Source organism: Cellulomonas sp. ACRRI (assembly GCF_022346185.1).
Lineage (GTDB): Bacteria > Actinomycetota > Actinomycetes > Actinomycetales > Cellulomonadaceae > Cellulomonas.
Map to the genome: position 1 here is coordinate 1 of NZ_JAKRMS010000184.1, position 5,913 is coordinate 5,913.

4 protein-coding genes are annotated in these 5,913 nt (G+C 77.6%); 2 read left to right on the top strand and 2 right to left on the bottom strand.

What is annotated here, in order from left to right; translation table 11 throughout:
- Positions 1 to 81 precede the first annotated feature (81 nt).
- On the top strand, positions 82 to 2,256 hold the full coding sequence (locus MHY85_RS19820; RefSeq protein WP_239199898.1) for an alpha-galactosidase: 2,175 nt from the start codon (positions 82 to 84) through the stop codon (positions 2,254 to 2,256).
- A 9-nt stretch (positions 2,257 to 2,265) separates the two neighbouring features.
- On the opposite strand, the gene MHY85_RS19825 is transcribed toward MHY85_RS19820, so the two are convergent.
- Positions 2,266 to 3,135 (bottom strand): LacI family DNA-binding transcriptional regulator, encoded by an 870-nt coding sequence (locus MHY85_RS19825; protein ID WP_239199901.1) that lies wholly within the window; start codon positions 3,133 to 3,135, stop codon positions 2,266 to 2,268.
- Between the two features lie 59 nt (positions 3,136 to 3,194).
- Between MHY85_RS19825 and MHY85_RS19830 the strand changes: the two genes are divergently transcribed.
- A complete protein-coding gene (locus tag MHY85_RS19830; protein ID WP_239199904.1) occupies positions 3,195 to 4,418 on the top strand; it encodes an ROK family transcriptional regulator in 1,224 nt (407 codons plus the stop codon).
- Between the two features lie 42 nt (positions 4,419 to 4,460).
- On the opposite strand, the gene MHY85_RS19835 is transcribed toward MHY85_RS19830, so the two are convergent.
- The coding region (locus MHY85_RS19835) for a lipase maturation factor family protein (RefSeq protein WP_255733769.1) at positions 4,461 to 5,913 on the bottom strand (1,453 nt) is incomplete at its 5' end.

Consider the following 5,913-nt stretch of genomic DNA (forward strand, 5'->3'; position numbering starts at 1 on the left):
CGCCGCACCCCGCGCAGCGACCGCCCCGGTCGTGCCCGCCTAGCCCGTCCCGACCCGACCGTCCGACTCGAAGGAGAGCCTGTGACCGCCACGACCCCGACCCCCGCGCCCGACGCCCCGACGTGGACCGTGCTGCGCCGCGACGGCGTGGCCGTCGTCCTGGCGCACCCCCGCGACGGCCTGCCGCAGGTGCAGCACTGGGGTGCCGACCTGGGGGCGCTGACCGCGGCGGACCTCGTCGCGCTGCGGGTCGCCGCCGACCGGCAGACCGCGCCGGGCACCCTGGACGCGGCCGGGCACCCGTCGCTGCTGCCGCAGGAGACCGACGGCTGGCCGGGCCGGCCGGGCCTGCAGCTCGTGCGCGACGGCGTGCCGCTGACCCCGCGGTGGTCGGCCGAGCCGCCGGAGGTGGCCCCGGACGGCCACGCGGTCGAGGTGGTCGCCCGCGACGCGGCCGCGGGGCTGGTTCTGCGCTCGCGGCTGCACCTGGAGCCCGGCGGGCTGCTCGGCGTCGCGCACCGCCTGGAGGTGGCGCCCGGCGCGGCCGCCCCCGTGGAGGTGCACGCCCTCGAGGCGGCGCTGCCGGTGCCGACCCGGGCGGACGTGCTCACGACGTTCGCCGGCCGGTGGACCCGGGAGAAGGTGCCGGCCACCGGCCCGCTGCCCCGCGGCTCGCTGGCCCGGCAGACCCGCCGGGGCCGGCCGGGCCACGACCACCCGTGGCTGCTCGCCCTGTCCGCCGCCGCCCCGCGCGACCGGGACGGGGAGGTCTGGGCGGTGCACCTGGCCTGGCCCGCGGACGCGACCTACCGCACGGACCGGCTGCCGGACCAGCCGACGCTGCTGGGCGCCGGCGAGCTGCTGCGCCCGGGTGAGGTCGTGCTCGGGCCCGGGGACTCCTGGGCGGCGCCGACCGCGTGGTTCGCGTGGTCGGGCGCCGGGCTGGACGGCGTGACCGCGCGGTTCCACACGTTCCTGCGCGCCCGGCCCCAGCACCCGCGCACGCCCCGGCCGCTCGTGCTGAACACCTGGGAGGCGGTGTACTTCGACCACGACCCCGCCACGGTGCTCCGGCTCGCCGAGCGGGCCGCGCGGATCGGGGTCGAGCGGTTCGTGCTCGACGACGGCTGGTTCCTCGCGCGCCGCGACGACACCCGGGGGCTGGGCGACTGGGTGGTCGACCCCGCGGTGTGGCCCGACGGGCTCGGACCGCTCGCCGAGCGGGTGCACGCGCTCGGCATGCAGTTCGGGCTCTGGTTCGAGCCGGAGATGGTCAGCCTCGACTCGGACCTCGCCCGGGCGCACCCCGACTGGCTCCTGCACGCCCCCGACCGCGTCCCGGACCCCGACGGGCTGTCGTACCGCACCCAGTACGTGCTCGACCTGGCCCGGCCGGAGGCGCGGGCGCACGTCCTCGGGCAGGTGTCCGCGCTGGTCGCCGAGCTCGGGATCGACTTCATCAAGTGGGACCACAACCGCGACCTGGTGGACGCGCGGCACGAGGGCCGGCCCGGCGTCGACGCGCAGACCCGCGCCGTGCTCGGGCTGATGGCGGAGCTGAAGGCGCGGCACCCGGGCCTGGAGATCGAGTCCTGCTCGTCCGGCGGCGCGCGCAGCGACCTCGGCGTGCTGGAGGTCGCCGACCGGGTGTGGGCGTCCGACTCCAACGACGCCGTCGAGCGGCAGGACATCCAGCGGTGGACCGGGCTGCTGCTGCCGCCCGAGCTCGTCGGCGCGCACGTCGGCCCGCCGACGTCGCACAGCTCGGGCCGCACCCTCGACCTGTCGTACCGGCTCGCGACGAGCCTGATGGGCTCCGCGGGCTTCGAGTGGGACGTGCTGTCCTGCCCGGACGAGGAGGTCGAGGTCCTGACGCGGTTCGCCGGGCTGTACCGGGAGCTGCGGCCGCTGATCCACACCGGCACCGCGGTGCACGCGGACGTCCGGGACCCGGCGCTCCGGGTGGTCGGCGCGGTGGCGCCGGACGGCTCGGCAGGGGTGTGGACCGTCGCGACCGTCGCCACCCTCGAGGACGCCCGGCCGGAACCGGTCCGGCTGCACGGGCTGCGCCCCGACGCGCGGTACCGGGTGCGCGTGCGCGACGAGGTCGGCGCCGCGCGCTGGGGCTGGATCACGCCGCCCTGGCTGGCCGCGGGCGAGGTCACGCTGCCGGGGCGGGTGCTCGCCGAGGCCGGGCTGCAGATCCCCGCGCTGTGGCCGGCGCAGGCCCTGGTGCTGCACGCGACGGCGGTCTGAGCCGGTCGGTCAGGCGGGCGGCGGGGCCGTCGAGCCGCGCGGCACCACCCGCACCCCCGGGGTGCGGGTGGTCGCCGGCGGCCCGCCGGCCACCGCCCGCAGCAGCACCTCGGCCGTCAGCGCGCCCAGCTCGTGCACGTCGCGGCTCACCACGGACAGCGGCGGGTGCGAGATGCGGACGTTCGCCGAGTCGTCCCAGGCCAGCACCGACAGGTCCTGCGGCACGCGCACGCCGAGCCGCGCCGCCTCGCGCAGCCCGGCCAGCGGCATGAGGTCGTTGTCGTACACGATCGCCGTGGGCGGCTCGGGCAGCCCGAGCAGCTCGGCGGTGCGCAGCGCGCCGCTCGCCGCCCCGTAGTCGCCCTCCCGGTGCAGCCCGACCACCCCGGCGGCGGCCGCGGCGTCCCGGAACGCGGCGCCACGCACCCGCGTGTGCCGGTAGCGCCCGGGCCCGGACACCCAGCCGACCCGGCGGTGGCCGAGGTCGGCGAGGAACGCGACCGCGGTGCGCATGGCGCTGTCGTTGTCGTAGTCGACCACCCACCGGCCGTCGCCGGGCTCGCCGCCCAGCAGCACGGACGGCAGCCCGAGGTCCCGGCACGCCTGCTCGCGGGGGTCGTCGGCCACCAGGTCGGAGATCACCACCGCGTCCACCAGCCCGTCCCGCGCCCACCGGCGGTAGGCCACGAGCTCGGCGCCGAGGTCCGGCACGACGTGCACGAACACGCTCGCCCCGTGCCGGTCCAGCTCCTCCTCCATGCCCGCCAGGAGGTCCGTGTAGAAGGGCTCGAGCGCGCCGTCGTCATCGGCCGGCAGCAGCGCCAGCCCGACCCGGACGCCGCTGCCCGGCCGCCGGTCGGGCGGCGTCGGCGTCGTCATGGCCGCAGCATCGCACGCCCGGCGCGGCCAGCGTGCGGCGCCGTGCCATGCTGAGCGGCATGGACGGCGTCGAGGTCGGGCAGGGCGCCGGGCGGCGGGGCGGCCGCGCGCCGTCGACCACGCGCTCCCGGGTGCTCGACCTGGTCCGCACCCGCGGGCCCATCAGCCGCGTCGAGCTGGCCGAGCTCACCGGGCTGACCCAGGCGGCGATCTCGCACGCGGTGCGGGCGCTGCTCGACCAGGGGCTGCTGCGCGAGAGCGGGGCCCGGGAGTGGACCGGCGGGAAGCCGCGCGTGATGCTCACCCTGGACCCGCTCGCGCGGTGCGCCGTCGGCGTCCAGCTCGGCGCCGACTGGCTGGTCGTCGTGCTCATCGACGCCCGGGGCGCGGTCGTCGCGCGCACGCGGGTGCGCGGCGCGCGCGAGGAGGACCCCGACGCCGTCGTCATCGGCATCGCGGGGGAGATCGACGTGCTGCTGCGCGCCGCCGGGATCGGGCGGGACCGGGTGGCGGGCGTGGGCCTCGCGGTCCCCGGCACCCTCGACCTCGACGCGGGCGCGATCACGGTGTCCCGGTCGCTGCACCGGTGGCAGGGCTTCGGCGTGCGCGCCGCGCTCGCCGAGGCCGTCGGCCTCCCGGTGGTGCTGGACAACGACGCCACCGCCGCGGCCGTCGGGGAGTACTGGGCCGGGCGCACCGCCGGCTCGGTCGCGCACTGCACGCTGTACATGGGCGCCGGCATCGGCGCCGGCGTCGTGGTCGGCGGCGCCGTGCACCGCGGCGCCAGCGGCAACGCCGGTCCGCTCGGGCGGATGCACCTGCACCGCAGCGCGCACGAGCCGGGGCCGACGCTCGAGGAGCTCGCCGCCCCGCACGCCGTCGCCCGGCGCGCGCGGGAGGCGGTCGCCGCGGGGCGTGCGACGACCGTGCGGCTCAGCCCGGACGACGACCCGATCACGGACTTCGGGGCGGTGGCCACCGCCGCGGTGCAGGGCGACCCCCTCGCGCTCGAGCTGGTCGAGGACTCCGCGGAGTACCTCGCGGACGCGGCGGTGACCGTCGCGAACCTGCTGGACGTGGACTCCGTGGTGCTCGCCGGCCCGGCGTTCAGCACCGCCGGGTCGCTCTACGCCCGGGTGGTCGAGCGGCGGCTGCGCGCGGAGCTGCACGCGGCGGACCGGCACGGGGTCCGGGTGGCGCTCGCGGCGCACGTCGCGGACGCCGCCGCCGTGGGCGCTGCGGCACTCGTGCTGCAGGAGGACCTGGCGCCGCGGCGGGGCTGACGGGCCGGCCCACCCGCGCCGGCGCGCCCGACGACGGCCCGCTCAGCCCCGGCGGACGAGCTGCGCCAGGCTCACCGCGTCGACCAGCAGCCCTTCGTCCCGGCGCACCCAGCGGTCGCCGGTGGCCCGGTGCTCGGCGGGGGTGGCGAAGCGGTAGCCGTACAGCCGGGCCCGCACCCACCGCGGGCGCTCGCCGCGGAACGGGTCGTGTGCCAGCAGCCGGAGCGTCGGGCGGTCGGCCTCCAGCAGCCTCGCCAGGAACGGCACGAACCAGCGCAGCTGCGCCGCCGAGCCGAGCGCCAGGAACCACATCAGCCAGTCGAGCCGCAGGTGGTACGGCGCGACCTGCCGGGGCAGCCGCCGGACGTCTCCCGGCTTGCCGCGGAACCCGTACTCGAGCCACGTCGCGTCCGCCGGGTCGTCGTCCCGGGTGCCCTCCACGACGACCTCGGTGCGCCGCCGCGTGATCGTGCCGAACGCGCCGTAGGCGTTGACCAGGTGGAACGGGTTGAACGACGCGTTCATCCGCTGGTTCCGGGACACCAGGTTGCGCGCCGGCCAGAACGACAGCATTACGCACAGCGCGGTGACGGCGAGCACCACCCCGACGAACCACGGCGGCGGACCGGCGGGCGGCGCGCCGGTGCGGACGTCGACCCCGACCAGGCCGAGCACCGCCGTCCACGACCGGTCGTCGACAGCTGAGGCCGCCAGCACGATCGTCAGCCAGTTCAGCCAGGCGAAGTTGCCCGACAGCACCAGCCAGAGCTGCGTCACGATCATGACCGCGGCGGCGGTGCCCGCCACCGGGCCGGGGACCAGCAGCCCGAACGGCACGACGAGCTGCGCGACGTGGTTCGCGGCCACCTCGACCCGGTGCAGCGGGCGGGGGAGCAGGTGGAACAGCCGGCTCGCGGGCCCGGGCATGGGCTGGGTCTCGTGGTGGTAGTACAGCGCCGTCAGGTCGCGCCAGGCCCGGTCGCCCCGCCACTTGATCAGGCCCGCGCCGAGCTCCAGCCGGAACACCAACCACCAGAGCAGCGCGAGGACGGTCCACGGCGGGGCGACGTCGTCCGAGCCGAGGAACGCCACCAGGAACCCCGCCTCCAGCAGCAGCGACTCCCAGCCGAACCCGTAGAACGTCTGCCCGACGTTCACCACCGACAGGTACAGCACCCACAGCACCGCGAACGCGAGCAGCGGCAGCCAGGGCGGTCCCTGCTGCGGGAGCCCCGCGACCAGCGCGACAGCGACCACGAGCCCCACCCAGCCGACGACGACGAGCAGCCGGTCGGAGTACCGCCACGCGAACAGGCTCGGCGCGGCGCGGAACGGCACCCGTTCGGTGAACGCGGGGACCGGGAGCAGGCCGTGCTCGCCGAGCAGCGGGCGGAACTGGCGCAGCACGTTCACGAACGCGAGGACGTACACCGCGGCCACCCCCCGCTGCGCCACCTCCCGGGCGATCGTGTACCCCTCCGCCCCGAACCACTCC